This is a genomic window from Streptomyces cucumeris (assembly GCF_024295805.1).
Lineage (GTDB): Bacteria > Actinomycetota > Actinomycetes > Streptomycetales > Streptomycetaceae > Streptomyces > Streptomyces cucumeris.
Map to the genome: position 1 here is coordinate 223,151 of NZ_JANCLX010000005.1, position 23,942 is coordinate 247,092.

The following is a 23,942-nucleotide window of genomic DNA, read 5'->3' on the forward strand; positions in this document are numbered from 1 at the left end:
CCGGGCCGCCGCCCGGTGGCCGCCGTGCGGTGGGGTGATCAGCCCTTGCGCAGCAGCAGTTCGGTGTTGCGGTCACCCGGGTCCCCGGCCAGCTTCTGGCTGGCACCGGGCGCGTTGAAGGACAGTTCACGGTAGAGCGCGGCCAGACCGGTCTGGGAGAGGTCGGAGTGGTCGGTGCGGCGCGGGGCGGCCGCCTCGATGAGCGTGGTGAACAGCGACAGGGTGCCGTCGTGGTTGTCCACCACCTCGATGACCCGGGCCAGTTGGGGGAAGTCCACATGCGAGGCGGTGGTGATCTCCCAGAAGGTGCCGTGCGGGGTGATCTCGTTCTGGTGGCTGTGGCCATTGATCCAGGCCCGTACCTGGGGGTGGCGCCGGAACAGCGCGATGATCTCGTCACCGCCGTGGCGGGCCTCGCCGGGGCGGGCCGGGTCGTGATTCATATTGGTCATGCTGCGGCTGTAGTGGTGGCTGAAGACCAGGACGTGGTCGTCCCGGTGCGCCTTCAGCGTCCGCTCCAGCCAGCGAAGCTGGGCGGTGCCGAGGGAACCGGTGTAGTGGCCGCCGGGGTCGGTGGTGTCCAGGCTGATGCCGATGACGTCGTCCGAGATCCGGAACGAGTAGTAGAGCGTGTCCTGTTCCTGATTGGCCTTGGTGTAGCCGTGGCCGACGGGGCCGGGGCCGGTGCGCGCCGGGTCGAGGTGCGCGGCCAGGTACCCGGCCCGGGTGAACGGCGCGCGGCGCTCGTCGGGGGTGACCCTGCGCATGTCCCTGGCGTGCGCGCGCAGCAGGGCCTTCATGTCCTTGCCGCGCGGATCGGCCCCCTGGCGCTCGCCCTGGTAGATCCTGGCGGCCTCGGCGGCCGGGATGATCTGGAGTTTGCGGTCGCCGGTGGCCAGCTCCGCCAGATAGCCGCCGCCGAAGGAGTAGACCCCGCCGCCCAGGTCGTCGTGGTTGCCGACGGTCGAGTACCAGGGCAGCCGCAGCCCGGGGCTGTGCACGGTGCGCAGCGCCGCCTCCAGGAACCCGTCGATGCGCGGGAAGCCGCGCTGCTTGTCGGCGTCGCGCAGCGCCCGGTCCGGGTGCCAGAACTCCTTGATCCCGCTGTTCTGGACGCCCTCGTACTGCCGGGGGTCGCCGGTGTTGGGGGTGATCCGGCCGCCGTTCATGGCGGTCAGGAACCAGTCCAGCTCGATCGTGGAGTTGTTGTCGGTGTTGTCGCCGGTGGTCATCACGAAGGACAGCGGCGCCCCGGTGACCGGTCCGCCGCGCAGTCCGTTGACCCGCTCGATGAGCGAGGTGGCGCCGACCACGGTCAGCGCCTCGTGCGGCCGCCAGGCACCGGTGCGGCCCGAGCGCATGAACTCGTAGCGCATCGGGTGCTGGACATCGGTGATGTGCAGATCGGTGAGCTGGACGAAGGAGGCGAGCGCGGTGCGCCGGTCCTCCCGGCCCCCCTTGCCCGCCACGATGTCGGTCCGCACCCCGCGCGCCCAGGCCGGGCCCTCGGCGAGCCTGCGGTAGCCGATCGCACCGTGCGCCGCCGAGACCGTCTCCAGCGTGGTGCCGGCCTTGGAGGGGGCTGCGGGCGCCTGCACCACCCGGCGGGCCGCGCCGTGCGCCATGGGGGGCTGTGAGGCGGTCGCGGAGCCGGTACCGGGCCCGAAGGCGATACCCAGCGCCGCGGTGGCGCCGGTGGCGGTGGTGGCGGCCAGGAAGGTGCGGCGGTCGAGGGCGGTGACGGCAGAGGCGGCGGACCGTATGCGGGACATACGCGATCTCCCCGGGTGGATACGCGGAAGCGGGCGGGGCAGGGAACTGCCCCTCACTCCGGATCGTTGGCACCGGGGGTGGCTTACGCGTGAACGCGGCGGCAACGCCGGCCGCCGATCTCCACACGTGGATCTCCGCGGTAGCAAACGGTTACCGCACCCTGGTGAACAGGCATTCTTCCGCTCACCCCGTGTTCATCCCGGAGGGAACCCGGCCGGCACGCCGCCGCGGCGAAACCCAGGAGCGGGCTATGTCACAGCCTGAGAGACTGGCCGCTGGGTAGGGGGTCCGGAACAGGCACGACTGAGGAAAAGGGTAGATATGAGGATCGGAATCGTCGGTGCGACCGGGCAGGTCGGCGGAGTGGTGCGCAACATACTCGCCGAGCGCGACTTCCCGGCCGAGGAGCTGCGCCTGTTCGCCTCGGCCCGGTCCGCGGGTCGCACACTGCCGTGGCGCGGCACCGAGGTCACCGTCGAGGACGCGGCCACCGCCGACTACTCCGGTCTGGACATCGTGATCTTCTCCGCGGGCGGTGCCACCTCCCGGGCGCTGGCCGAGAAGGTCGCCGGGCAGGGCGCCGTCGTGATCGACAACTCCTCCGCGTGGCGGATGGACCCCGAGGTCCCGCTGGTGGTCTCCGAGGTCAACCCGCACGCCGCGGTGGACCGCCCCAAGGGCATCATCGCCAACCCGAACTGCACCACCATGGCCGCCATGCCGGTGCTGCGCCCGCTGCACCAGGAGGCCGGGCTGACCGCCCTGGTGGCCACCACCTACCAGGCCGTCTCCGGTTCCGGTCTGTCCGGTGTCGCGGAACTCGACGGCCAGATCCGCAAGACCGCCGACCGCGCGGCCGAGCTCACCCACGACGGCGCGGCCGTCGAGTTCCCCGAGCCCGGTGTCTACGCCCGGCCGATCGCGTTCAACGTCCTCCCGCTGGCCGGGAAGATCGTCGACGACGGCCGCCATGAGACCGACGAGGAGCAGAAGCTCCGCAACGAGAGCCGCAAGATCCTGGAGATCCCGGAGCTCAAGGTCTCCGGCACCTGTGTCCGGGTGCCCGTCTTCAGCGGCCACTCGCTCCAGGTCAACGCCCGCTTCGAGCGTCCGATCAGCGTCGAGCGCGCCTATGAGCTGCTGGCCGGCGCCCCGGGCGTGGCCCTCTCCGAGATCCCGACCCCGCTCCAGGCCGCCGGCCAGGACCCGAGCTACGTCGGCCGGATCCGGGCGGACGAGACCGTGGAGCACGGCCTCGCGCTGTTCCTCTCCAACGACAACCTCCGCAAGGGCGCCGCGCTGAACGCGGTGCAGATCGCGGAGCTGGTGGCGGCCGAGCTCGGCTGAGCCGCCCGGAGGCACCCGGGGCCGGAGCGGACGGACCGTCCGCTCCGGCCCTTTTTCGTACCGCCGCGAGGGCGGGTGTCCGTGGAAGGATGGCCGGAAACGCGACACAAGGAGAATGCCAGGTGCCTGGAACGAACCTCACCCGCGACGAGGCACAGCAGCGGGCCCGCCTGCTCACCGTCGACTCGTACGAGATCGACCTCGATCTCTCAGGCGCGCAGGAGGGCGGCACCTACCGCTCGGTGACCTCGGTGCGCTTCGACGCCGCCGAGGCCGGCGCCGGGACGTTCATCGACCTGGTGGCGCCCACGGTGCACGAGGTGGTGCTCAACGGCGAGGCGCTGGACGCGGCCGAGGTGTTCGCGGACTCGCGGATCGCGCTGCCGGGGCTGCTGGCCGGGCGCAATGAACTGCGGGTGGTGGCGGACTGCGCGTACACCAACACCGGTGAGGGACTGCACCGGTTCGTCGACCCGGTGGACCAGCAGGCGTATCTGTACACGCAGTTCGAGGTGCCGGACGCGCGCCGGGTCTTCGCCAGCTTCGAGCAGCCGGACCTCAAGGCCACCTTCCGGTTCACCGTGACCGCGCCCGAGGGCTGGACGGTGATCTCCAACTCGCCGACGCCCGAGCCCAAGGACAACGTCTGGCGCTTCGAGCCGACGCCGCGGATCTCCTCGTACATCACGGCCCTGATCGTCGGCCCGTACCACAGTGTGCACAGCTCCTACGAGAAGGACGGCCGCTCGGTGCCGCTGGGCATCTACTGCCGTCCCTCGCTGGCCGAGTTCCTCGACTCGGACGCGATCTTCGCGGTGACCCGGCAGGGCTTCGACTGGTTCGAGGAGAAGTTCGACTACCCGTACCCGTTCGCCAAGTACGACCAGCTCTTCGTCCCGGAGTTCAACGCGGGCGCGATGGAGAACGCGGGCGCGGTCACCATCCGCGACCAGTACGTCTTCCGCTCCAAGGTGACGGACGCGGCCTATGAGACCCGCGCGGAGACGATCCTCCACGAGCTGGCCCATATGTGGTTCGGCGACCTGGTCACCATGGAGTGGTGGAACGACCTGTGGCTGAACGAGTCGTTCGCCACCTACACCTCCATCGCCTGCCAGGCGCACGCCCCGGGCAGCAAGTGGCCGCACGCCTGGACCACCTTCGCCAACTCCATGAAGACCTGGGCCTACCGGCAGGACCAGCTTCCGTCCACCCACCCGATCATGGCCGAGATCCGCGATCTGGACGACGTCCTGGTCAACTTCGACGGCATCACCTACGCCAAGGGCGCGAGCGTGCTGAAGCAGCTCGTCGCCTACGTGGGCATGGAGGAGTTCTTCACCGGCGTCCAGGCGTACTTCAAGTGCCACGCCTTCGGGAACACCCGGCTCTCCGACCTGCTCGGCGCACTGGAGGAGACCAGCGGCCGCGATCTGAAGACCTGGTCGAAGAAGTGGCTGGAGACCGCGGGCATCAACGTACTGCGCCCGGAGATCACCACGGACGCCACCGGCACCATCACCTCCTTCGCGGTCCGGCAGGAGGCCCCCGCGCTGCCGCCCGGCGCCACCGGTGAGCCGACGCTGCGGCCGCACCGCATCGCCATCGGCCTGTACGACCTGGACGCCACCGGCAAGCTGGTCCGCTCCGAGCGGATCGAGCTGGACGTGGACGGTGAGCGGACCGAGGTGGAGGGGCTGACCGGCACCAAGCGCCCCGCGGTGATCCTGCTCAACGACGACGACCTGTCCTACGCCAAGGTGCGGCTCGACCCGGACTCGCTGGCCGTGGTCACCGAGCACCTGGGCGACTTCGAGGCGTCCCTGCCGCGCGCCCTGTCCTGGGCCTCGGCCTGGGACATGACCCGGGACGGCGAACTGGCCACCCGCGACTATCTGTCGCTGGTGCTGTCGGGCATCGCCAAGGAGTCCGACATCGGCGTCGTCCAGTCGCTGCACCGCCAGGTCAAGCTGGCCCTGGAGCTGTACGCGGCACCGGACTGGCGGCCCACCGGCCTGACCGCGTGGACCGAGGCCACCCTCGCCCACCTGCGGGCCGCGGCCCCCGGCAGCGACCACCAGCTCGCCTGGGCGCGGGCGTTCGCCGCCACCGCCCGCACCGACGCCCAGCTCGACCTGGTCGCCGGGCTGCTGGACGGCACGGAGACGATCGACGGCCTGGCCGTCGACACCGAGCTGCGCTGGACGCTGCTGGAGCGGCTGGCGGCCACCGGCCGGGCCGACGAGGCGGCCGTCGCCGCGGAGCTGGAGCGCGACAAGACCTCGGCGGGCGAGCGCCACGCGGCCACCGCCCGTGCCGCGCGGCCGACCCCCGAGGCCAAGGCCGAGGCGTGGGCCTCGGTCGTGGAGAGCGACAAGCTGCCGAACGCGGTACAGGAAGCGGTGATCGGCGGTTTCGTCCAGACCGACCAGCGGGAGCTGCTGGCGCCGTACACGGAGCGGTACTTCGCCACGGTGAAGGAGATCTGGAACAGCCGCAGCCATGAGATGGCGCAGCAGATCGCGGTCGGCCTCTACCCGGCCCTCCAGGTCTCCCAGGACACCCTGGACGCCACCGACGCCTGGCTCGCCTCGGCCGACCCGACCCCGGCCCTGCGCCGTATGGTCACCGAGTCCCGCGCGGGCGTGGAGCGCGCCCTGAAGGCCCGGGCCGCGGACGCGGCGGCGGGCTGACCCGGTGACGGCGCGCGGGCCGGGGCTCTGAGGCCCCCGCCCGCGCGTCCGCCCGGCCACGGCAGTCACCGCGCCGCGCCACCGATGTCAGTGCTGGTGGGTGACCCGTTTCAGCAGGTCGCGGACCTCGCCCAGGCTCAGCCGGGCGCTGCCGTCCGGGTCATGTCCGACGGCCTCCTCGAAGTGCTCCTCGGCCCCTTCGAGATCACCCCGGCGCCGGGCGATACCCCCGGCCAGCCGGTGGGCCGTACGGTGCCCGGGGGCGTCCGCGAAGACCCCGTCCAGCGCCTCCCCGGCGTCCTCGTCCCGGCCCAGGCCGATCAGCAGCTCGGCCAGGTCCAGCCGCGGATCGGGCACCCCCAGCCGCTCCAGGCCGCCGTACTGGCGCAGCACCCGCGGATGGTTCTCCACCGCGCGCCGCAGCCACGGCTCGGCCTCCTCGGCGCGGTCCAGCGCGCGCAGCGCCTTGCCGAGCCAGTACGGGGCCTCGGCGTGGTCGCCGTCGCAGGCGGTGCGCAGCAGCGGTTCGGCCTCCGCGGGGGCGCCCCGGCGGACCATGCTGCGCCCGGCCAGGAAGGCGGGCGGGACCAGTCCGGTGCGGGCGGCACGGACGAACCAGCGCTCGGCGTTCTGCGGATCGCCGCCGCGCTCCTGCGAGGTCCAGCCGATCTGCCAGGCGGCGCGACCGTGGCCCAGGCCCGCCGCGCGGTGGAACCAGATCTCGGCGGCGCGCCGGTCACCGTCCTCGTCGTGGATGCGGGCGATCTCGTACGCGGCCCCGGCGTCGCCCTCGGCGGCGGCGGGCTCGTAGTACGGCACCATCAGCGTGCCCTTGGCGCCGCCCGCCTCGTGGAGCATCCGGCCGAGGTCGAGGAGGGCCCGCGGGGTGCCCGCCCTGCGGTACCACTCGGCGGCCTCGGGGAAGCGGTACAGCCGGTCGAGGGCGTCCGCGTAGTCGAACCAGTCGTCCGGACCGGCCTCTTCGGCTTCGGCGCGGGCGCGCAGTCCGGGGAGCCGCTCCTGCCACACGGCGGACGGCCGGCGCTCGGGATCGGCGCGGATGGCGGCGACATCCTCCAGCGCGCGGACGATCCGCTCCTCGCCCTCGTCGAACGGGTCCCAGCTCTCCTCGTCGATGCCGGTGGCGCGGAACCACCGCTCGGCCTCGTCCAGCCGCCGCTGGCGTTTGCACAGCATGCCGAGGTTGAAGCAGGCCCATCCGTGGCCGCCGTCCGCCTCGTGGGCGGTGCGGTACCACCGTTCGGCGGCGGTCAGATCGCCGCGCTCCTCGAACCAGACGCCGAGGACGTAGGCGGCACCGTCATAGCCCTCCTGGTGGGCGCGTTCCACCAGGGCGCGGGCCTCGTCGAAGCGGTCGGGGTCACGGGCTATGAAGATCGCCTGGTCCACCCGCGCCTTGGCGCTGCCGACCGCGGCGGCCCGGGCGAACAGTTCCTCGGCCTCGGTGACCATCCGGGGGTAGGTGTCGAACATCCCCTTCCGGTCGGGGTCGAGGAGTTCGCGCAGCGCGTCGTAGGCGGCCTCGGGGTCGCCCTCGGCCTCGGCGTCGGCCAGGTCCTCCCGCCAGCCGTCGAGCTCTGCGAGGAGCTCGCGGATGACCTCCCGGGTGCGGGTGGCCACGTGGTCGCCCGCGTCGGACGCCTCGGCCAGCCGCTCCAGGGCGGTGTCCCACTCGCCCCGGGCCGCCAGCATCACCGCGCCGTTGGTCGTGCACTCCACGCTGCCGAGGGCGGCTCCGCGGCCGTACCACTCCTCGGCTCCCGCGCTGTCACCCGACTCGTCGAGCAGCCGGGCGAGTCCGAAGGCACAGCCGCCGTCGCGTTCGGCCGCGGTGCGGTACCACCGCTCGGCCTCCGTGAAGTCGCCACGATCCTTGTGGCAGATGGCGAGGGTGCGCGAGGCGTGCGCGTCCCCCGCGTCGGCGGCGCGGGCCCACCAGGGCAGGGCCTCGTCCATCAGGCCCTGCCCGGTCAGGTGTTCGGCGTACGCCCGGTAGGCGCCGGGTTCTCCGGCAGCCGCCGCGGTCCGCAGGGCGTCGGCCCCGGCCGTCTCCCCGGTGGTGCCGGAGCCGGACGGTCCGTCCGGTGTTCCGTGCGATGACTGTTCGACCATCGTCCGATGGTGCCAGAGTGATCAAACGCGTTCGGCACGGGCCCTGCGCCGGGCCAGCAGCGCCTCGCGCTTCTCGTCGAACTTGGTGGCCTGGTCGTCCAGACCGCCCATGTACAGGCCCAGTTCCTCCTGCGCCTTCAGCCCGTCCGGGCCGAGTCCGCCGATCTCCAGGACCTTCAGGAAGCGCAGCACCGGCTGGAGCACATCGTCGTGGTGGATGCGCAGGTTGTAGATGCCGCCGATGGCCATCTTGGCGGCGGCGCGCTCGAACCCGGGGATGCCGTGGCCCGGCATGCGGAAGTTGACCACCACATCACGGACGGCGGACATGGTCTGGTCGGGCGCCAGCTCGAACGCCTTCGACAGCAGGTTGCGGTAGAAGACCATGTGCAGGTTCTCGTCGGTGGCGATGCGGGCCAGCATCCGGTCGCAGACCGGGTCACCGGAGTGGTGGCCGGTGTTGCGGTGCGAGATGCGGGTCGCGAGCTCCTGGAAGGCGACGTACGCGATCGAGTGCAGCATGCTGTGCGCGTTGTCGGACTCGAACCCCTCCGTCATGTGCTGCATCCGGAAGCGCTCCAGCTCCACCGGGTCCACGGCGCGGCTGGTGAGCAGGTAGTCGCGCATGACGATGCCGTGGCGGCCCTCCTCGGCCGTCCAGCGGTGCACCCAGGTGCCCCAGGCGCCCTCCCGGCCGAACAGTGTCGCTATTTCGTGGTGGTAGCTGGGGAGGTTGTCCTCGGTGAGGAGGTTGACCACCAGCGCGGTCCGGCCGACATCGCTGACCTTGGACTGCTCGGGCGCCCACGCCTCACCGCCGAACACCCCGTCGAAGTTGCGGCCGTCGCTCCAGGGCACGTACTCGTGCGGCATCCATTCCTTGGCGACCTTCAGATGCCGGTTGAGCTCGACCTCGACAACTTCCTCGAGGGCGAAGAGCAGCCGGCTGTCGCTCCACACGGTCTGACCGTGTCGGCGGGAAGGGGCGAGAGTCACAGCGGGGCTCCAAGGGACGGGTACGGCGGTCATCACCTACGGCCCCGTAGGTTACGACACCGTAGGTTAAAGCGAAAATAAATGGCCGGGGACACGGGCGCGACCCGGGGTGAACTGGCCGTGTCACGGGAGGAGTCGGTATGCGCAAGCCCGTGCGCTGTGGCGGAGCCGACAGCGGCCCCGACACCGGATACGACGAAGGCGCCCCCGGCCGGATGGCCGGGGGCGCCTTCGCAGCGCCGTTTTGAGCGCTTTCGTCGATCGCCCGGTGTCAGTCGGTCTGCTTCTTGCCGGACTTCTTGTCTCCGACCATCACCAGACCGGCGATCACCAGGAAGAGCACAATCGGAGTGACGACGTAGAGGCCCAGCGTCGCACCGACGCTCAGGCCCGGACCCGGGTCGTCTCCGTCGTCGGGGGTGAGCCCGAACGCGGGGGACGACATCAGCACCATCGCCGTCGTCGCGGCGACCACGGCCCCGGCGCGCACGGCGTTCTTTTTGACCTTGTTGCTCACGGACTCAACTTATCCGACGCCCGCGCGCCGGTCGTGCGCGGGGTGGCCGTGCGCGCGCTGACGTCCGCGGTGCTCCGCGCCCCCGCCGCCGCGGGTTCCTCCCGTACGGCGCGGGCCAGCTCCGCCATCAGGGCGTGCAGCCGGGGCGAGGCCACCAGCTCCTCCAGCGACACCGGCCGCCCCCGGGCGTCGGCGATCGGCAGCCGCCAATTGGGGTACTGGTCCCAGGTGCCCGGCAGGTTCTGCGGGCGGCGGTCCCCCACCGCGTCCGGCAGCCACACCCCCACCATCCGGGCCGGGGTGCGCAGCAGGAAGCGGTGGACGGCCCGGATCGCGGCCTCCTCGTCACCCGGCCCCTCGGGCAGCAGCCCCAGCCGCCCCAGCAGGGCCAGCCATTCGGCGACCTCGACCGCGTCCGCGGCCCGCTCCTCGGCGAGCGGACGGGCGAGCAGCCCCAGCCGGTGGCGCAGCTCGACGTGGTCGCCGGTGAGCCGGGCGGCGGTGCTCGGCAGATCGTGAGTGGTGGCGGTGGCCAGACAGTCGGCGCGCCACTCCTCGGGGGCCAGCGGGCGGGCCGTACCGGATCCGTCGTAGTCGCGCTCGAACCACAGCACCGAGGTGCCCAGCACTCCGCGCCGCGCCAGGGTCTCCCGGACGCCGGGCTCGACCGTGCCCAGGTCCTCCCCTATGACGACGGCGTCCGCCCGGTGCGCCTCCAGGGCGAGCACCGCGAGCATGGCTTCGGCGTCGTAGCGGACGTAGGCGCCCTCGGTCGGCTGCCGCCCCTCGGGGACCCACCACAGCCGGAACAGCCCCATCACATGGTCGATGCGCAGCGCGCCCGCGTGCCGCAGCAGTCCGCGCAGCAGCTCGCGGTAGGGGGCGTAGCCGGTGGCGGCGAGGGCGTCCGGGCGCCAGGGCGGCAGACCCCAGTCCTGGCCGCGGGAGTTGAACGCGTCCGGCGGCGCCCCGATGGACATCCCGGCGGCGAAGACGTCCTGCTGGGCCCAGGCGTCGGCACCGGAGGGATGTACGCCGACGGCCAGGTCGTGCACCAGGCCGATGCCCATACCCGCCTCGCGGGCGGCGCGCTGGGCGGTGGCGAGCTGGGCGTCGGTGAGCCAGGCGAGCCAGCAGTGGAAGTCGGTGCGGTCCAGGTGCTCACCGCGGGCGCGCGCGGTGCCGGCGGAGCGCGGATCGGACAGTCCGCCGGGCCAGCCGCGCCAGTCGGGGCCGTGGGTCTCGGCGAGCGCGCACCACAGGGCGTGGTCCTCCAGGGCCTGGCCGCGCTCGGCGAGGAAGTCGCAGTAGGCGGCGCGGCGGCCGGGGCCGAGCGGAACGGTCCGTACCAGCTCCAGGGCCTCGCGCTTGAGCGCCCACACCGCGTCCCGGTCGATCAGCGCGCCCTCGGATAAGACGGCCCTGCGCAGACCGGCGGCCGACTCCAGCAGCCGGTCGACCCGTTCCCGGGCGGCACCGCGCAGCCGGGCGTACTCGGGGACGTCCTCGACCCGCAGATGGACCGGGTCGGGGAAGCGGCGCGAGGAGGGGCGGTAGGGCGAGGGGTCGGTGGGGGTGCCGGGCACCGCCGCGTGCAACGGGTTGAGCTGGACGAAGCCGGTGCCGAGCGCCCGGCCGGACCAGGCGGCGAGGTCGGCGAGGTCACCGAGGTCGCCCATGCCCCAGGAGCGGGCGGACAGCAGCGAGTAGAGCTGGACGAGGAAGCCGTGGCTGCGCGCCGCGGGGACCGGCATCCGGTCCGGGGCGACGATCAGGGTGGCGCGGGCCCGGCGGCCGTCGGGCGCCCGCGCGGTCAGGGTGTGGGCGCCGGGCGGCAGCGGGGGCAGCCGCTCGGCGGCCGGGCCGTCCACGGGCCCCCACGTGTGCGGTGCGCCGTCCTCGGTGCGCACCCGCAGCTCGGTGCCCTCGGGCACGTCCGGCCGGGGTGTGCCACCGGGGCGCACCACCACGCAGGGGGGCAGCAGCCGGTCGCGCTCACGGCTGGTGTGCCGGGCGAGCGCTTCGGTGACGGATCGGGGGGTCGAGGCGTCCACGCCGAGCGCGGCGAGTACGGCGACGACAGTGTCCTCGGGCACCTGGACGGTGCGGCCCGGGGCGGGCTCGTAGGAGGTGGCGACACCGTGCAGCTCGGCGAGCCGCGCTCTGCCCATCAGAACTCCATCGGCTCCAAGCCCGCTCCCGCGCCGATGGCGGCGGCGGTCGGCTCGCTGGTCAGGGGAAGTTCGGCGGCGAGCGGCGGCTCGCTGGTCAGGGGCACATTGTCGGCGAGCGGGGGTTCGCTGGTCAGGGGCGCTTCGGTGGCGCCTCCGGTCCCGAAGCCGTCCAGTCCGCACAGTCCGCAGTCGGGGTCGGAGACTCCGTCGAAGGGATCCGTGTCACGGGACGCCTCGGGCACGGGTTTGGACAGGGCGGTGAGCAGAAGCTGAGCTGACGCGGCCACACGGACCTCCGTGGGGTGTCGGCAGTGGGTCAACGTCGCGCTTACCCACTCGGGACCGGTACAGACGTAAACAACCCCCCGACGTGCCGTAGCTCACATCCCGTCCGAGCGGCGATTTGTCGGCGACAGGGGATCGGGGACACAGAGTTTACGAACAGGACCGCCCCTCGTCCGTCAGACTTGCGGGGGCGTGCCCCACGGTGTGTCGCGGGCGGTGCGGCGGCGCGCCCGGAGGGGGCGTCCCGTACCGGACACGGCATTGGCGACAGTTCGGTCGCCCGCGTTGACACCCTCACCGGCGCGGTGGTGGGCTCATCGCTCACTGGCGGCATGCGCGACGTTCGGCGAAGGCCGTCTATCGGATCAGGGAGAAGCCGGTGCAGTTCGGGGGGAAGCGGCCCAGGGTTCCGAGGGCGGCCGGGGCGACGGCCATGGCGGCCGCGGTCATCGGCGGTCTCCTCGGCGGCGCACCGGCCGCGGGCGCGGCCCCCGTGGACCACGGCGAACCGGCGACCTCCACCCCGGACCGCGACAGCGACGGCGGGGTGCCCCCGGTCTGGCCGCGCCCCCAGTCGCTGCACGCCCAGGGCGAGGCGGTCCCGGTGGGGGACGAGGCCACCCTCATAGCCGACGGCGACGCCGACCCCTACGCACTGGACGCGCTGCGCGCCCTGCTCCACGACGCCGGGGTGCGGACGGTCTACGAGGTCACACCGGGCGGCCACGCCCCCGGGCGCGGTCTGGTGGTGCACGCCGACGGCCGGGGCGCGCGGTCCGCGCTGCGGGCCCTGCGCGCGCCCGAGCGCGGCGACCTCCCCTCCGGCGGCTATCTGCTGGCCACCGGTGCGGTGGACGGACGGCCCACCGCCGCGCTGTCCGGCGTCGGCCCGGACGGGCTCTTCCACGCCGTGCAGACCCTGCGCCAGCTCCTCACCGAGCGCCGCGGCAAGGACGGGAAGGACGGGAAGGCGTTCGCCGGGGTGACCGTCCGCGACTGGCCGGGCACGGCCGTACGCGGCACCACCGAGGGCTTCTTCGGCTCCCCCTGGTCCCGGGCCGACCGGCTGGCCCAGCTCGACTTCATGGGCCGTACCAAGCAGAACCGCTTTCTCTACGCACCCGGCGACGACCCCTACCGGCAGTCCCGCTGGCGCGACCCCTATCCGGCCGCCCAGCGCGAGGAGTTCCGCGAGCTGGCCACCCGGGCCCGCGCCAACCACGTCACCCTGGGCTGGGCGGTCTCCCCCGGCCAGCAGATGTGCTTCGCCTCCCCCGACGACGTCAAGGCGCTGCTGCGCAAGGTCGACGCGATGTGGGCGCTGGGGGTGCGCGCCTTCCAGCTCCAGTTCCAGGACGTCAGCTACAGCGAATGGCACTGCGGCAAGGACTCCGACACCTTCGGCTCGGGCCCGCGGGCGGCCGCGGAGGCACAGGCCACGGTGGCCAACGCGGTCGCCCGGCACCTGGCCTCGCGCCACCCGGGTTCCGTGCCGCTCTCGCTGATGCCCACCGAGTACTACCAGGACGGCGACACCGCGTTCCGGCGGGCGCTGGCCTCCGGTCTCGACGAGCGCGTCGAGGTGGCCTGGACCGGGGTCGGGGTGGTGCCGGAGACCATCACCGGCGGTCAACTGGCCGGGGCCCGGTCGGCGTTCGGCCACCGGCTGATGACCATGGACAACTACCCGGTCAACGACTACGCGCAGGACCGCGTCTTCCTCGGTCCGTACACCGGCCGGGACCCGGCGGTGGCCGCCCGGTCCGCGGGGCTGCTGGCCAACGCCATGGAGCAGCCGACCGCCTCCCGGATCCCGCTGTTCACCGCGGCGGACTTCGCCTGGAACCCGCGCGGCTACCGCCCCGCGGAGTCCTGGGGCGCGGCCATCGACGATCTGGCCGGACCGGACGCGAAGAGCCGCGCCGCACTGCGCGCCTTCGCCGGGAACGACGCCTCCTCGGTGCTCGGCGGCCAGGAGTCGGCCTATCTGCGCCCGTTGATCTCGGCGTTCTGGTCGGCGCTCGGCGACACCGACGCGGCACGGCTGGAGCGGGCCTCGGACCGGCTGCGCGACGCCTTCCGCACCATGCGCGACGCCCCCGAGCGGCTGGCGGGAAAGCTGGGCGAGGACGTCCGCCCCTGGCTGGACCAGCTCGGGCGGTACGGCGACGCCGGGGTGCGCGCCGTGGACATGCTCACCGCCCAGGCACGCGGCGACGGCGGGGCGGCCTGGCAGGACCGGCGGGCGCTGGACGGGCTGCGCGAGAAGATCGCGGACAGCCGGGTGACGGTGGGCAAGGGCGTTCTGGACCCCTTCCTGACCAAGGCCGTCACCCGCGCGGACGCCTGGCTGGGCCTGGACCGGGCCGGTGCGCGGGGGCTGCGCGCCTCCGGTGGCGACCGCGCGGCGGCCGACGGCAAGGTGACCACCGCGGTGCGGGCCCCGGGCCGTCCGGTGACCGTGCGCTTCGACCGCACCCGCCCCCTGGCCTCCGTCTCCGCGCTCACCACCCCGGTGACGGGCCGCTCACCGGGCACGGTCGAGGCCCATGTCCCGGGCGAGGGCTGGCGGAAGCTGGGCGCGCTGTCCCGCGGCGGCGCCACCCAGGTCGCGGGCAAAGGCGTCCGGGCGGACGCGCTCCGGCTGACCTGGGCGGAGGGCACCACCGCCCCGGACGTCCACGAGCTCACCCCCTGGTTCGCCGACACCCCGGCGGTGAAGCTGGGGCTGTCCCACACGGTGGCGGACGCGGAGATCGGCGGCCGGTCCACGGTGGTCCACGCCGAGCTCACCTCGCAGCGCCCCGGTGACGTCAGCGGTGATCTCACCCTCCGGCCCCCACGCGGGATCACCGTCCGGGCGCCCGAGGGGGTGACGGCACAGCGCGGCGGTACGGCCACGGCCCGGCTGGAGATATCCGTCGCCAAGGGCACCAAGGCGGGCAGCTACACCGTGCCGGTCCGGTTCGGCTCGCAGCAGCGGACGCTGACCGTACGAGCCTTCCCGCGCACCGGCGGCCCGGACCTGGCCCGTGCGGACGGCACCAAGGCGTCCTCCTCGGCCGATGAGACCCCTGACTTCCCGGCCTCCGCCGCCGTGGACGGCAAGGCGGACACCCGCTGGTCCTCCCCGGCGGAGGACGGCGCCTGGCTCCAGCTGGAGCTGGCCCGTCCGACCCGGCTGGGGCGGCTCGAACTGCGCTGGCAGGACGCCTACGCCGCGCGCTACCGGATCCAGGTCTCCAAGGACGGGCGCACCTGGCGTACGGCGGCCGCGGTGGATCACGGCAAGGGGGGACGGGAGGCGGTCCGGATGGACGCCCCGGACACCCGGTTCATCCGGATCCAGGGCGTGGAGCGGGCGACCCGCTTCGGCTACTCGCTCTGGTCGGTGTCGGCCTACGCCGTGCACGACCGCCGGGAGCGGTGACCCGCGAAGAGACTCGCGGACGGCCGGCTGCCCGCCGCGGAGCCCGCGGCGGGCAGACATGACGATGGCCCGGTCTCAGGCTGATTTGCCGTCGATCCGGGCCATGGCGTCTTCCGCGCCGTATGCCTGCAGGTATGGCAGCCAGCGCGGGTCCCTATGCCCGGTGCCGATGATGCGCCAGGCCAGCCCGGACGGTGGCGCGGGCTGATGGCGCAGCCGCCAGCCGATCTCGGCGACATGGCGGTCGGCCTTGACGTGATTGCAGCGGCGGCAGGCGGCGACCACGTTCTCCCAGGTGTGCTGGCCGCCCCGGCTGCGCGGAATGACGTGATCGACGCTGGTGGCGATACCACCGCAGTAGGCGCACCTGCCGCCGTCACGGGCGAACAGGGCACGGCGGGTGAGCGGGACGGGGCCGCGAAAGGGCACCCTCACAAAGCGCTTCAGCCGGACGACGCTGGGAGCGGGTATGACCCGGGTCGCGCTGTGCATCAGGGCGCCTGAGTCCTCGAGGCTGACGGCCTTGTCGTTGAGGACGAGAATGAGCGCGCGGCGGAGCGGTACGACGCCGAGCGGCTCGTACGACGCGTTGAGGACCAGGACATGCGGCACGGATGCCTCCTTGTACGCCGGCGGCGCGTGGCTCGCGCCGGGACGATCTCCCCCAGTTTCCCCTGAACCCTGGCCGGAACGCCACTATCACCGGGTTAACGGTTGAGAGGCATTTCCGCGTCCGCACCGCACACCGTTCGCACACTGCGCCGCCATCGGGCGGGAGTGGCAAGAATCACGGGTTCCGGGGACCGTGCCGCGGCCGTCCCCGCCGGGTGGCGGAATCCGGGGGAAACGGGGAGCTGAGGCCGGTTCCGTCCGCTCATGAGCGCCCCCTGGACGCGCTCGCGCGCTCTCGAACAGAGGAACGGCACCTTCCTGCGCCCGGCTACTGTGTGAGGGGTTGCGCGCGCGGGTGAATCGTGCGGGCATGTCGCACACGAAGGGTTTCTGCTGTGTTCTGGTCCGCTGCTCTGGCCGCTGACTCGACGCCTCGTCCGACGACCATCGACGACGCACAGGAGAGCGCCACCAACGCCGCGGGGTGGGTCGAGGAGAACTGGTCCACCTGGCTCAGCGTCGGACTGCGCATCGCCCTGATCCTGGTGATCGCGTTCGTGGCCCGCTCCCTCGTCCGGCGTGCCATCACCAAGCTGATAGACCGGATGAACCGCACCGTCCAGGCGGTCGACGGCACCGCACTCGGCGGACTGCTGGTCAATGTGGAGCGGCGGCGGCAGCGGTCCGCGGCGATCGGCTCGGTGCTGCGCTCGGTCGCCTCGTTCATGATCATGGGCTCCGCCGGGCTGATGATCCTCTCCGCCTTGAAGATCAATCTCGCACCGCTGCTCGCCAGCGCCGGTGTGGCCGGTGTGGCGATCGGTTTCGGCGCCCGCAACCTGGTCACCGACTTTCTCTCCGGGGTCTTCATGATCCTGGAGGACCAGTACGGCGTGGGCGACTCCATCGACGCCGGGGTCGCCTCCGGTGAGGTGATCGAGGTCGGGCTGCGCGTCACCAAGCTGCGCGGTGACAACGGCGAGATCTGGTACGTGCGCAACGGCGAGGTGAAGCGGATCGGCAACCTCAGCCAGGGCTGGGCGACCGCGAACGTCGACGTCCAGGTGCGGGCCGACGAGAACCTGGACCGGGTCCGCGAGGTGATCACCCAGGTCGGCGTGGACATGGCCAAGGAGGAGCCCTGGAACGAGCGGCTCTGGGAGCCGGTCGAGGTGCTGGGTCTGGACGCGGTCTATCTGGACTCCATGGTGGTGCGGGTCTCGGCGCGCACCATGCCGGGCAAGTCGCTGGGCGTCGAGCGCGAACTGCGCTGGCGGATCAAGAAGGCGCTGGAGGAGGCGGGGATCCCGCTGGTGGGCCGCCCCCCGGAGGCCGCGCTGGACGCGGCGTCCGCCGACACCTCGGCGGGTGTGAACGCACCCTCGGTCCTGGGCAACCCCGACTCCCCGCAGTCCCAGGCGGCCAGCGCGATTCCGCCGCCCGCCCCGGCGGCCGTCCCGCCGCCCGTTCAGAAGTGACGCGGCGGGCCTGTGCCCGCCCGGTACGACGACGCTCCCGCCCCCGCTGAAGGGGACGGGGGCGTCTCTCGTTTCCGGGACACGGCGGCCCCGGCCCGCCGCCCCCGTTGACGCCACGGGGTGCGGCGCCTACGTTCATCGATAGGAAAGTTTCCTAACAGAGCGACGCGACCCTCCGCGCCGCGCGGAACTGGGGCACACCGCCATGGCCGCACCGCCCGGCAGCACACCCGGTACCCCGCGCGTGCTGCGCGCCATGAACGACCGGGCCGCGCTGGAGCTGCTGGCCGCGCACGGACCGCTCACCCGCACCCGGCTCGGGGAGCTGACCGGGCTGTCCAAGCCCACCGCCTCCCAGCTGCTCGCCCGGCTGGAGTCCGCCGGTCTGGTCCGGACGACCGGCAATGTGACCGGACGGCCGGGCCCCAGCGCCCGGCTGTACGAGATCGATCCGGCCGCCGCCCATGTCGCCGCGGTCGCCGTGGACCGGACGGGCATCACCGCCGCCGTCGCCGACATCACCGGCCGGACCGTCGGCGAGCACCGGGTGGCCGCCCCCGCGGGGGACCCGGCGCTCCGTACCCGTACCGCCGGGCTGGTGACCGAGGCCGTGCACGGGGCGCTGGCCGCCGCCGGGCTGGCGCCCGGTGCGGTGTGCTCCACCGTGATCGGCACCCCCGGCGCCCTCGACCCGCGCACCGGCACCCTGCGCTACGCACCCCATCTGCCCGGCTGGCAGTCCCGCACCCTGCGGGAGGACCTGGCCGGGGCCCTGGGCTCCCCGGTCGTCATCGAGAACGACGTCAATCTCGCGGCCGTCGCCGAACAACACCACGGCACCGCCCAGGACTTCGACGACTTCGTGCTGGTCTGGGCCGACGAGGGGGTCGGCGCGGCCATCGTGCTCGGCGGCACCCCGCTGCGCGGGGCCACCGGCGGGGCCGGGGAGATCGGCTATATGCCGCTGCCGGGGGCGCCGCTCGCCCGCGGCGGCCAGGACGACGCCGCCCGGCCGGACGCGGGCGGGGGGTTCCAGCAGCTCGTCGGCTCACCCGCCGTGCTGCGGCTGGCACAGGAGCACGGCATCGAGGCGCCCACCGCGGCGAAGGCGCTGGCCGCGGTGGCACACACACCCGGCGCGGGCGACGCGGTCCTCACCGAACTGGCGGGCCGGCTGGCCACCGGGCTCGCCTCCGTCATCGCGGTGGTCGACCCCGAACTGGTCGTCCTGTCCGGCGGGATCGCGCAGGCCGGAGGGGAGCGCCTGCGGGAGCTGGTGGAGGCCGCGCTGACCGGACTGGCGCTGCCCCGGCCGGAGATACGGATCAGCGCGCTCGACGGCGATCCGATCCTCCTCGGCGCCCTGCGCCAGGCCCTGACCGACGCCCGCCGCACGGTGTTCGACACCGCCCGCTTCGACGTCTGAACCTCCCCGTCCCCGTCATCTTCTTCGTCGCCCGGAAAGCCTTCGCCGAAGGCGCCACACGGACAGGAGTCAAGGGTTGAAGCTCGCAGTGGTGGGTGGCGGATCCACCTACACCCCCGAACTCGTGGACGGCTTCGCCCGGTTGCGGGAGCTGCTCCCGCTGGCGGAACTGGTCCTGATCGATCCGGCCGCGGACCGGCTGGAGCTGGTCGGCGGGGTGTCCCGCCGGATCTTCGCCCGCCAGGGCCACCCCGGCCGGATCTCCTGGACCGCCGATCTGGACGCGGGCGTGGACGGGGCGGACGCGGTGCTGCTGCAACTGCGGGTCGGCGGACAGGCCACGCGCGACCAGGACGAGACCTGGCCCCTGGAGTGCGGCTGTGTCGGCCAGGAGACCACCGGGGCGGGCGGGCTGGCCAAGGCGCTGCGCACGGTCCCGGTGGTGCTGGACATCGCCGAGCGGGTGCGCGCCCGCAACCCCCGCGCCTGGCTGGTGGACTTCACCAATCCGGTGGGGATCGTCACCCGGGCCTTGCTGTCGGCCGGGCACCGGACGGTCGGGCTGTGCAATGTGGCCATCGGCTTCCAGCGGAAGTTCGCCGCGCTGCTGGGCGTGGCGCCCGGCGAGGTGTGGCTGGAGCACGTGGGGCTCAACCACCTCACCTGGGAGCGCGCGGTGCGGATCGGCGGTCCGGACGGCGAGGACGTACTGCCTCAACTGCTCGCCGGGCACGGTGACGCGGTGGCCGCGGACCTGCGGATGCCACGTGCGCTGCTGGACCGGCTCGGTGTCGTCCCCTCCTACTACCTGCGCTACTTCTACCAGCACGACGCGGTGGTGCGGGAGCAGCGGACCCGGCCGTCCCGGGCGGCGGAGGTCGCGGCGATCGAGCGGGAACTGCTGGCGATGTACGGCGATCCGGCGCTGGACCACAAACCCGAACTGCTCGGCAGACGCGGCGGGGCCTTCTATTCGGAGGCGGCGGTCGAGCTGACCTCCGCACTGCTGCGGGACACCGGTGAGGTGCGGATCGTCAATACGTTCAACGGCGGCACCCTGCCCTTCCTCCCCGATGACGCGGTGATCGAGGTCCCGGCCACGGTGGACGCGCGGGGCGCGCGACCACTGCCGTTGCGCCCCTTGGAGCCGCTGTTCGCCGGGCTGGTGGCCCAGGTGACGGCGTACGAGGACCTGGCGCTGGAGGCGGCGCTGAAGGGCGGACGGGAGCGGATCTTCCGGGCGCTGCTCGCCCATCCGCTCATCGGCCAGCTCGAGTACGCCGAGAAGCTGACCGACGACCTGATCGCGCACAACCGGGAGCACCTGGCGTGGATCTGACCCGGTCCGTACCCCCTCCGGTCGCGGCGGGCCGGGCGGTGCTGGCGGTCGACGCGGGCAACAGCAAGACCGATGTCGCGCTGGTGGCCCTGGACGGTTCGGTTCTGGGGACGGCCCGCGGCGGCGGGTTCCGGCCACCGGTGGTGGGCGCTTGGCGTGCGGTGGACGCGCTGACGCCGCTGGTGGAGCGGGCGTGTCTGGCGGTGGGCGGCCCGGGCCCGGCGCGGATCGGCCATGTCTCGGCCTGTCTGGCCAACGCGGATCTGCCCGCCGAGGAGGAGGAGTTGACCGACGCGCTGACCGCCCGCCGCTGGGCCGCCGGGGTCACCGTGGCCAACGACACCTTCGCGCTGCTGCGGGCAGGGGTGGCGGACGCCGGTGAGCCGGCCGGGGTGGCCGTGGTGTGCGGTGCGGGCATCAACGGCGCGGGGCTCGGCCACGGCGGCCGGACCGCCCGTTTCCCGGCCGTCGGCCGGATCTCCGGTGACTGGGGCGGTGGGGGGTTCCTGGCCGAGGAGGCCCTGTGGTGGGCGGCGCGGGCGGAGGACGGCCGGGGCGAGGGGACCGCACTGGCCCGCGCCCTGCCCGCGCACTTCGGGCTGACCACGATGTACGAGCTGATCGAGGCACTGCATCTGGGCACGATCCCGGCAGCCCGGCGGCTGGAGTTGACGCCGGTGCTGTTCGCGGTGGCCGCGTCCGGCGATCCGGTGGCGCGCGCGATCGTGGTCCGGCAGGCCGAGGAGGTGGTCACCCTGGCCACGGTCGTGCTGACCCGGCTCGATCTGCTGGCCGAGCCGACCCCGTTGATCCTGGGCGGCGGGGTGCTGGCCGCCCGCCATCCGCTGCTGGACGGCCGGATCCGCGAACTCCTCGCCGAACGCGCCCCCGAGGCCGAACCGCGCGTCATCACCGCGCCGCCGGTGCTGGGCGCCGCGCTGCTCGGTCTGGACCGTATGGGGGCGCCCGCGGGGGCGTACGCCCGGTTGCGGACGCAATACGCCCGTGGCTGACGGTTCGGCCGGGAAGAGTGGAACCGCGTGGCCGTTCCGGACGTAAGAAAGAGAGAGGGGGGAATGAGCGATCGCACCGGGAAGATCCCGATCCGAGCAAGATCCAGGCAAGACCGGTGACCCGGTCACGACCCGCGGTCATACTGCTGCCGGGGTAGCCGTCCCTTGCCATGCCGCGGGGGACGTCCTGCGAGAGCGACCGAGGGGATCCGGACCGAGGGGGAGGTCTTGTGTCACACCCGCCGACCACCGGCAGAGCCGTACCGCCGCCCGCGCCCGCGGCTCCGCCGCGCACCGCGTGGCGCGAGGGCGTCGACCGGGCGCGGGCGGCGGCCACGACCGAGCCGGGGCGGCTGCGCATCATCGGGGCGGTGCTGGCCGTGCTGGTGGTGGCGTTCGGGGCGGTGACGGCCTGGCAGGTGGCGGACCGCCAGTCGGCGGCGGACGCGGTGGCCGGCCGCAGCCAGCCGCTGAGCGCGGACGCCGCCCGGATCTACCGCTCGCTGGCCGATGCCGACACCACGGCGGCCAGCGGCTTCCTGGCGGGCAAGGAGGAGCCCGCCGGGGTCCGTGAGCGGTACGAGAAGGACATCGACACCGCCTCCCGGCTGTTGGTGCGGGCCGCGGCCACCACCGACGGCGCGGCCTCCGCCCGGGAGGAGATACGCACCATCAACCGGCTGCTGCCGGTCTACACGGGCCTGGTGGAGTCCGCGCGCGCCAACAACCGCCAGGGGCTGCCTCTGGGCGGCGCGTATCTGCGCTACGCCAACGACACCATGCGCGGCGGGCTGCTCCCCGCGGCGAGCCGGCTCTACGAGGCGGAGACGGCCCGCCTCGGGGAGGACTACGCGGACGCCAAGGCGTGGCCCTGGGCGGCACTGGGCGCCGGGGTGGTCGCGCTGGGCGCCCTGGGCTGGGCCCAGCGCCGTAACTACCGCCGGACCAACCGGGTGTTCAACCACGGTCTGCTGGCCGCCACCGCGGCCACCACGGTGGTGCTGCTGTGGACGGTGGCCGGGCACGCGATCGCCCGCGCCGAGCTGAACGACTCCCATGAGCACGGGGCGAGGTCCCTCCAGGTGCTCAACGCGGCGCGGATCGACGCCCTCCGGGCCCGTGCCGACGAGAATCTGACGCTGGTCGCGCGGGGCGCGGTCGTCATCGACAAGGAAGGTCCCGACAAGGGCAAGGACGCCTACGAGGTCAGCTACGGCTCCCGGATGACGAGTCTGGCCGGGCATCTGCGCGGCGCGCGGGAGGCCGCGGACGACAGCGCGGGGCGCGATCCGGTGGACAGCGCCGCCTCGGCGGTCCGGGAGTGGCAGCAGCGGCACCGGTCCGCCCGCAGCGCCGATGACGCGGGGGACTACGGCGAGGCGCTGAAGCAGGTCATCGGCGGCGACGACAGCACCGGCCGGTCCTTCGACACCGTGGACACTCTGCTGGCCGAGGCCGTCGACCACGAACAGCGCGAGTTCCAGCGGGCGGCCGACGACGGGCGGGGCGCGTTCACCGCGCTGACCGCCGGGGCCGCGGCGCTGGCGGTGCTGGGAGCCGTGGGCGCGGTGCTGGGCATCGGCCGCAGACTGTCGGAGTACCGATGAGGGCGATGGGGGGCATCAGCATGCGCTCGGTGCGATCGGCCGCCGCGGTGGCGGTGTGCGTTCTGGGGGTGGCCACGGCGATCGTCGGGCCCGCCCTGGTGGACGGGAAGGGAGACGGCGGCCGGAGCGGGGCCGCGGACCGGCGTGCGCAGGCGCTGCGCGCCGGGCACGAGGCCGCGGCGGACAGTTGCAAGAAGCCGGAAGCGAGTCTGCGGCCGTCCGGCGCGAGCGGTCCGGCCATCAAGCGGATCAAGAACCGTGAGATCAACGGCCACAAGGTCGGCAAGCTGATCGCGGGCGTCGACCAGAACAGCTATCGCTGGGGCTACCGCGATCCGGCCACCGGCGACCTCACCGGATTCGACATCGACATCGTGCGCGCCATCGCCGAGGACATCTTCGGCGATCCCGACGCGGTCATCTACCGCACCATCCCCACCAGTCAGCGCATCAAGGCCCTCCAGCAGGGCAAGGTGGACGTGGTGGTCCGCACCATGACCGTCAACTGCGACCGGATCAAGGACGTGGCGTTCTCCACCGCCTACTTCCAGGCCGGTCAGCAGGTGCTGGTCGGCGAGGGCTCGTCCATCACCGGCTACAACCGCACCCTGCGCGGCAAGAAGGTGTGCACGGCCCAGGGCTCCACCGCCGAGGCCGAGCTGGACAGACCGGGGTCCGGTGCCGAGAAGCTGGGCGCGATCAAGGTCAAACCCGTTCCCAATCAGCTCGATTGCCTGGTCAGGCTGCAACTGGGCCAGGTGGACGCGGTGATCACGGACAATGCGCTGGCGGCCGGCCAGGCCGCCCAGGACCCCTCCGTCAAGCTGGTCGGTTCCCGATTCACCGACGAGCTGTACGGCGTGGCGATGAACAAGGACGACGAGGACCTGGTACGCCGGGTCAACAAGGTGCTGGCGGACTACCGCAAGGGCGGTGACGACAGCCCCTGGATGCGCGCGTACCGCAAGTGGCTCGCGGAGGACTTCGGCGGGGCGCAGGAGAAACCGGCCCCGCCGGATCCCGTCTACAAGGACTGACGGACCGGTAAGGATTAGCGCCCGGCTCGCACGCGTAGGGATGACGCAGTAACGGATCACACGGCGGATACGGACATGGAGA

Annotated in this window: 16 protein-coding genes; 9 read left to right on the forward strand and 7 right to left on the reverse strand. The window is 73.1% G+C overall.

Going from position 1 to position 23,942, the window contains the following annotated elements; genetic code table 11:
- Positions 1-38: 38 nt before the first annotated feature.
- Positions 39-1,772, reverse strand: a complete 1,734-nt coding sequence (locus tag NMK44_RS09880; RefSeq protein WP_254740509.1) for a TIGR03767 family metallophosphoesterase — start codon at positions 1,770-1,772, stop codon at positions 39-41.
- Between the two features lie 322 nt (positions 1,773-2,094).
- On the opposite strand from NMK44_RS09880, the gene NMK44_RS09885 reads away from it, so the two are divergent.
- Both NMK44_RS09885 and pepN read left to right on the forward strand, forming a co-directional pair.
- Positions 2,095-3,120 (forward strand): aspartate-semialdehyde dehydrogenase, encoded by a 1,026-nt coding sequence (locus NMK44_RS09885; RefSeq protein WP_254740511.1) that lies wholly within the window; start codon positions 2,095-2,097, stop codon positions 3,118-3,120.
- Between the two features lie 122 nt (positions 3,121-3,242).
- Entirely contained in the window at positions 3,243-5,813 is a 2,571-nt protein-coding gene (gene pepN / locus NMK44_RS09890; protein WP_254740513.1) for an aminopeptidase N, read from the forward strand.
- Positions 5,814-5,900: 87 nt separating this feature from the next.
- Here the strand turns inward: pepN and NMK44_RS09895 are convergent, their stop codons facing one another.
- The 5 genes from NMK44_RS09895 to NMK44_RS09915 form a co-directional block, all read right to left on the reverse strand.
- A complete protein-coding gene (locus NMK44_RS09895) occupies positions 5,901-7,946 on the reverse strand; it encodes a tetratricopeptide repeat protein (protein WP_254740515.1) in 2,046 nt (681 codons plus the stop codon).
- 21 nt (positions 7,947-7,967) lie between these two features.
- Entirely contained in the window at positions 7,968-8,942 is a 975-nt protein-coding gene (locus tag NMK44_RS09900; RefSeq protein ID WP_254740518.1) for an acyl-ACP desaturase, read from the reverse strand.
- Between the two features lie 271 nt (positions 8,943-9,213).
- Positions 9,214-9,459, reverse strand: a complete 246-nt coding sequence (locus NMK44_RS09905) for a hypothetical protein (RefSeq protein ID WP_254740520.1) — start codon at positions 9,457-9,459, stop codon at positions 9,214-9,216.
- A complete protein-coding gene (gene malQ / locus NMK44_RS09910) occupies positions 9,456-11,630 on the reverse strand; it encodes a 4-alpha-glucanotransferase (protein ID WP_254740522.1) in 2,175 nt (724 codons plus the stop codon). The genes NMK44_RS09905 and malQ overlap by 4 nt, the downstream gene beginning before the upstream one ends.
- Positions 11,630-11,920 (reverse strand): hypothetical protein, encoded by a 291-nt coding sequence (locus NMK44_RS09915; RefSeq protein ID WP_254740524.1) that lies wholly within the window; start codon positions 11,918-11,920, stop codon positions 11,630-11,632. The genes malQ and NMK44_RS09915 overlap by 1 nt, the downstream gene beginning before the upstream one ends.
- Positions 11,921-12,351: 431 nt before the next feature.
- Between NMK44_RS09915 and NMK44_RS09920 the strand changes: the two genes are divergently transcribed.
- The gene (locus NMK44_RS09920; protein ID WP_254740848.1) at positions 12,352-15,348 is read left to right on the forward strand and encodes a glycoside hydrolase family 84 protein; all 2,997 of its coding nucleotides are present in this window, start codon (positions 12,352-12,354) and stop codon (positions 15,346-15,348) included.
- Between the two features lie 75 nt (positions 15,349-15,423).
- Here NMK44_RS09920 and NMK44_RS09925 read toward each other — a convergent pair whose 3' ends face one another.
- Positions 15,424-15,960 carry an HNH endonuclease gene (locus NMK44_RS09925; protein WP_254740526.1) on the reverse strand — a complete coding sequence of 179 codons (537 nt, stop codon included), beginning with the start codon at positions 15,958-15,960 and terminating at the stop codon, positions 15,424-15,426.
- A gap of 395 nt (positions 15,961-16,355) precedes the next feature.
- Here NMK44_RS09925 and NMK44_RS09930 point away from each other — a divergent pair, with 395 nt between their 5' ends.
- From NMK44_RS09930 to NMK44_RS09955, 6 genes are all read left to right on the forward strand, one after another.
- Complete coding sequence (locus tag NMK44_RS09930; protein WP_254740528.1) at positions 16,356-17,438, forward strand: mechanosensitive ion channel family protein; 1,083 nt, start codon at positions 16,356-16,358, stop codon at positions 17,436-17,438.
- A gap of 205 nt (positions 17,439-17,643) precedes the next feature.
- A complete protein-coding gene (locus NMK44_RS09935) occupies positions 17,644-18,864 on the forward strand; it encodes an ROK family transcriptional regulator (RefSeq protein ID WP_254740530.1) in 1,221 nt (406 codons plus the stop codon).
- A 76-nt stretch (positions 18,865-18,940) separates the two neighbouring features.
- The gene (locus NMK44_RS09940; RefSeq protein WP_302887997.1) at positions 18,941-20,203 is read left to right on the forward strand and encodes a 6-phospho-beta-glucosidase; all 1,263 of its coding nucleotides are present in this window, start codon (positions 18,941-18,943) and stop codon (positions 20,201-20,203) included.
- Entirely contained in the window at positions 20,194-21,216 is a 1,023-nt protein-coding gene (locus NMK44_RS09945) for an N-acetylglucosamine kinase (protein WP_254740533.1), read from the forward strand. The genes NMK44_RS09940 and NMK44_RS09945 overlap by 10 nt, the downstream gene beginning before the upstream one ends.
- 230 nt (positions 21,217-21,446) lie before the next feature.
- Positions 21,447-22,823, forward strand: coding sequence for a GlnX family signal transduction membrane protein (locus tag NMK44_RS09950; RefSeq protein ID WP_254740535.1), 1,377 nt, complete (start codon positions 21,447-21,449; stop codon positions 22,821-22,823).
- On the forward strand, positions 22,820-23,860 hold the full coding sequence (locus tag NMK44_RS09955; RefSeq protein ID WP_254740537.1) for a glutamate ABC transporter substrate-binding protein: 1,041 nt from the start codon (positions 22,820-22,822) through the stop codon (positions 23,858-23,860). Before NMK44_RS09950 ends, NMK44_RS09955 begins: the two co-directional genes overlap by 4 nt.
- Positions 23,861-23,942: the final 82 nt, after the last annotated feature.

Coding starts and splice junctions, on each gene's coding strand:
- NMK44_RS09920 (WP_254740848.1), top strand. CDS start 12,352: ATGGCGGCCGCGGTCATCGGCGGTCTCCTCGGCGGCGCACCGGCCGCG.
- NMK44_RS09935 (WP_254740530.1), top strand. CDS start 17,644: ATGGCCGCACCGCCCGGCAGCACACCCGGTACCCCGCGCGTGCTGCGC.
- NMK44_RS09885 (WP_254740511.1), top strand. CDS start 2,095: ATGAGGATCGGAATCGTCGGTGCGACCGGGCAGGTCGGCGGAGTGGTG.
- malQ (WP_254740522.1), bottom strand. CDS start 11,630: ATGGGCAGAGCGCGGCTCGCCGAGCTGCACGGTGTCGCCACCTCCTAC.
- NMK44_RS09955 (WP_254740537.1), top strand. CDS start 22,820: ATGAGGGCGATGGGGGGCATCAGCATGCGCTCGGTGCGATCGGCCGCC.
- NMK44_RS09895 (WP_254740515.1), bottom strand. CDS start 7,946: ATGGTCGAACAGTCATCGCACGGAACACCGGACGGACCGTCCGGCTCC.
- NMK44_RS09880 (WP_254740509.1), bottom strand. CDS start 1,772: ATGTCCCGCATACGGTCCGCCGCCTCTGCCGTCACCGCCCTCGACCGC.